Below are 2,977 nucleotides of genomic sequence, written 5' to 3'. Positions count from 1 at the left end.
GGGTGGGCATTTCCATCGACGATTTCGGTACCGGTTACTCCAGTCTCCTGTATCTCAAGCAGCTGCCCGCCGACGAGCTGAAGATCGATCGCGGTTTCGTGACCGAACTGACCAAGGGCAACGACGACGAAGCCATCGTCTCGGCGATCATCGCGCTGGGCAAGACGCTTGGCCTGAACATCGTGGCCGAAGGCGTGGAGACCGCCGAGCAACAGGCATTGCTGACCCGCCTGGGTTGCGACGTCCTCCAGGGCTTCCTACTGGGTAGCCCCGTGCCTGGTGACCAGCTGGCGCAAAGCCTGCCTGTCCCGTCGTATCTTCCTGCCTCGGCGTAGCATCACGGCCCGCGCTGTCTTACGATGCCTTCACCCATCGCCGATCGGCGTGTTCGAGGATTTCGTATGGATGTCACGCAGGAACGGCTCAACCAGCTATTCACCTTTTCGATGGATTTTGCGAAGGAGATGCTGGTGGAGAACGGCGACTTCTACCCGTTCGGTGCCACGGTGTCGGAAGAGGGCAGGCTGGCCGCCGACCCCGGTCACGAGGGTGGCGACGAGCCGGAAGCTCACGATGTCTATCGTGTGATCTTCGATCGCTTCGCGACGGGCCGGTCCTCCGAAGCACTCGCCGCGGCCCTGGTCGCCAACGTGACGATTCCCGACGAATTCGAGGCGCCGGCCAAAGATGGCGTTCGCGTTCATATCGAGTCGAAGGGTTACGCGCGTTTCATCTACGTGCCTTATGAAATCGTCTCGGCGGACACCCGCGAAGTACGGCTGCACGATCCCTTCGCGATCGAGATCTCGCCGAGTTTTTTTACGGCCTGAGCGCTGACGGATCACTGGCGTGACCGTTTACTCCGACGATGCACTGCTGATGGCGCTTACGGCACGGGAGCGGGAACTCCACGATCCGGCGGTGCGTCGTGACGTGCTTCGTCTGCGCGGGTTGTTGCATCCGTCCTTCGTGGAAATCGGCCGATCCGGATATCGCATCGATCTCGCCGACGTACTGCGGGATCTTCCGACGGAGGGCGGGAACGGGTCGATCGTTGCCGATGGCTTCGAGGTGCGCAGGGTGGCCGAGGGTGTAGCGATGCTTCTTTATCGTTCCGCGCATCGGTCGCCGTCGGGTGTGGACTCGCGGTATACGCTGCGGTCGAGTACGTGGGTGAGGGAAGGCGACGAGTGGCTGATGGTTTATCACCAGGGCACACCGACCGAGGCGTTTGATATGCCGGGCGGGGGTGGCGCCGTGTGATCGGGGTCCTTGCTCTGCGCGGGCCGCGTCGGTAAGTTCTGACGCTTCCATCCTGCGGAAGTCCCGATGAAGCGTCTGAGTCTGCTCCTGTCGACCTGCCTGCTGGCGGGCGCGACCCTGCCATCGTTTGCGGCTGCTCCTTCCGCTACGACACCGCACTTCGCCGTCGATCACGGTCAGTTCCTTCTCGACGGCAAGCCTTACGTGATTCGCTCGGGCGAGATGCACTATCCGCGCATTCCCCGGGCGGACTGGCGCGACCGCCTGCGCAAGGCCCGTGCGATGGGTCTCAACACGATCACCACGTACGCCTTCTGGAACGAGAGCGAACCGGAGCCGGGCAAATTCGATTTCAGCGGTGACCACGACATCGCGGCCTTTGTCCGCACCGCGCAGGAAGAAGGCCTCAACGTCATCGTGCGCCCCGGTCCCTTCGTCTGCGCTGAGTGGGAGTTCGGTGGTATTCCGGCATGGTTGCTGAGAACGCCTGGCCTGCGCATCCGCTCGTACGATCCGCGTTTCCTTAAGGCCAGTGCCGCGTGGTTCAAGCGGCTCAACCAAGAACTTGCGCCACTGTTGAGCAGTCGCGGCGGTCCGGTCCTCATGGTCCAGGTGGAGAACGAGTACGGCTACGTCGGCAACGATCACGACTATCTCGAAGCGATCCACCAGCAGATGGTCGATGCCGGCTTCGACGTTCCGATGTTCACCTCTAACGGTCCCGGCCCGACCTGGATGCCGCGCGGTTCACTGCCCGGTATGGTTTCGGTGATCAACTTTACCGGTGATGGAAAGCAGACCGAACGCGCATTCCGACGCTCAGCGCCGCTGATGGAAGGCATGCCACGCATGGCCGGCGAATACTGGACGGGGTGGTACGATCGTTGGGGCCAGGCACACAAGACCCGCGACGTTGGGGATGTGAGCAGTGCCGTGTCGTGGATGATGGATCACGACATCTCGTTCAACCTGTACATGGTCGATGGTGGGACGAACTTCGGCTGGATGAACGGCGCGAACAACGACGACGCCCATTATCTCCCGGTCACGACCAGCTACGACTACGACTCGCCGATCGACGAGGCCGGCCGCCTGACGCCGAAATACGAAGCATTGCGCAAGGTGATCGCCGCACACCTGCCGAAAGGCGAGACCCTGCCCAAGGTGCCCGCTTCGTCGCCAACGGTGGCCATCCCGCGCTTCACGCTGGACACGTCGGTAAGCCTGCTCGACGCACTGCCTGGCTTGTCCGCGCCGCAGACCACGGTCACCCCTCATGGCATGGAGACGTTTGGCCAGAACTATGGGCTGATTCTCTATCGCAAGGCACTCGACGCCGATGCCAAGGGCTCGCTCGACGTGAGCGACGTGCGCGACTACGCCACCGTACTCGCTGACGGCAAACCGCTCGGCACGCTGGATCGCCGGCAGGACCAGCACGCCATGCCGGTCGATCTGAAGAGCGGCAGCACGCTGGACCTCGTGGTCGAGAACATGGGCCGCATCAATATCGGCCCCGGCATGGAAGACGACTACAAGGGCATTACCTATTCGGTTCAGGTCGCCGGCGAGGACTTGCTCAACTGGTCGGTCTATCCCCTGCCGCTGGACGATCTGTCGAGCCTGCACTTCGCTCCCGGTGGAACAGGGCAGGGCCCGGCGTTCTGGCGCGGCAGCTTCACCATGACGAAGCCGGATGGCACGTTCCTCGACA

4 protein-coding genes are annotated in these 2,977 nt (G+C 62.7%); all 4 read left to right on the top strand.

Features of this window, described 5'->3' with window-relative positions; genetic code table 11:
* Positions 1-335: EAL domain-containing protein (locus AC1DSN_RS20750; RefSeq protein WP_477332594.1), on the top strand; the 335-nt coding region annotated here is incomplete at its 5' end.
* A 66-nt stretch (positions 336-401) separates the two neighbouring features.
* On the top strand, positions 402-830 hold the full coding sequence (locus AC1DSN_RS20745) for a hypothetical protein (RefSeq protein ID WP_477332592.1): 429 nt from the start codon (positions 402-404) through the stop codon (positions 828-830).
* A 19-nt stretch (positions 831-849) separates the two neighbouring features.
* The gene (locus tag AC1DSN_RS20740; protein ID WP_477298196.1) at positions 850-1,263 is read left to right on the top strand and encodes a nuclear transport factor 2 family protein; all 414 of its coding nucleotides are present in this window, start codon (positions 850-852) and stop codon (positions 1,261-1,263) included.
* 66 nt (positions 1,264-1,329) lie between these two features.
* On the top strand, positions 1,330-2,977 hold a 1,648-nt coding region (locus tag AC1DSN_RS20735), incomplete at its 3' end, for a glycoside hydrolase family 35 protein (protein ID WP_477332590.1).

It is taken from the genome of Luteibacter sp. P4_D7_3 (assembly GCF_056401735.1).
The sequence above is the reverse complement of the archived record's forward strand: the minus strand, read 5'-3'. Positions and strand labels throughout refer to the sequence as shown.

Excerpts from the sequence above, each read along its gene's own strand:
- AC1DSN_RS20745 (WP_477332592.1), top strand. The coding sequence starts at position 402 with ATGGATGTCACGCAGGAACGGCTCAACCAGCTATTCACCTTTTCGATG.